The 1,079-nt window shown below is 69.9% G+C and carries 1 protein-coding gene and 1 pseudogene; both read right to left on the reverse strand.

The window, feature by feature from the left end:
• Positions 1 to 18: 18 nt before the first annotated feature.
• The gene (locus AC08OX_RS15505) at positions 19 to 453 is read right to left on the reverse strand and encodes a hypothetical protein (protein WP_476608465.1); all 435 of its coding nucleotides are present in this window, start codon (positions 451 to 453) and stop codon (positions 19 to 21) included.
• A 236-nt stretch (positions 454 to 689) separates the two neighbouring features.
• Positions 690 to 1,079: pseudogene (locus AC08OX_RS15510) on the reverse strand (Dyp-type peroxidase); the annotation flags it as partial.

Below are 1,079 nucleotides of genomic sequence, written 5' to 3' on the forward strand. Positions count from 1 at the left end.
GCGGTTACCGGGAAAGGCTCAGTACTGTTCGACGGCGAGAATCGAGCCGTCGGCCTGGGGGACCTGGGACAGCAGCGGTCGGATCTCCGCCTCGACCGTGCCGCCGAGACCGCGTCCCGGCCCGATATCGACCAGAACCTTGCCGCGGCCCGGGTTACGCGACAACTGCGCCGCCAGCCGAAGCTGCCGGGACGGATCGGCGCCGAAGGCGGTGTGCCTGCCGCCCACGAGCAGGGGACTGTCGTTCGTGGCGGCGTAGGCGGCCCGGCCGAACGGCGTGCCGAACAGGCTCGCCGCACCGGCGCCAGCCAGACCGCCGAGCAGAATCCCGCGTCGGCTGACCAGCCGCCGCCGGAGAAAGGTCTGGAGCCATTCGTGCTGCTCGGCGATTGTCATGTCCTCGGCCATACCGGCCGGAACACCCGACGCCACCACTTCGCTGGGAGGACTCACAGGCATACCGCTGAAAGTAGGCCCGTCGCCTGTCGAATATCGCAAATACACGGTGGCGAACCACCGAAATATTTGTAAACATCGCGGGAGGGCTTCCCTGGCGGAGTCAGCCCGCTGACGGGCATCCGCCAGGCATTCCCGAACGGCTATCTCCCGCGGGTGGCTCCGGCTGGCGTTTCCGTCAGCCGGAGCCACCCTCACTCAGGGCGCACTCAGCACCGTTCAGCCGGCACCGCTCAGCCGGCACCGAAGAGCCCCTGCGCGAGAAAGCCGCCCGCGGGCGCCGCGGGCGGGACGGCGAACAGGGCGCTGGAGGTGTGCCGGATGAAGGTGTTCAATGCGTCGCCGGCCGCGAGGGTCCGCTGCACCGCGACGAACGCCGTACGCGGGTCGGCCTGGTAGGCCGCGAAGAACAGGCCGGCGTCCGGCTCGCCGGCTGAGTCCAGGCCGTCGTCATAGGAGTAGCCACGACGAAGCATGGCGATCCCGCCGTGGAACGACGGGTGGGACAGCCGGACATGGGCGTTGCCGGCGATCGCCAGACTGCCGTCGGCTGCGCGGGCAGTGAAGTCCGGCTGGATGGTCTCAGCGCCGCCCTGCCCCAACGGCGGTGCCGAGAGCGCGGT

It is taken from the genome of Frankia sp. CoBUL1 (genome assembly GCF_978021245.1).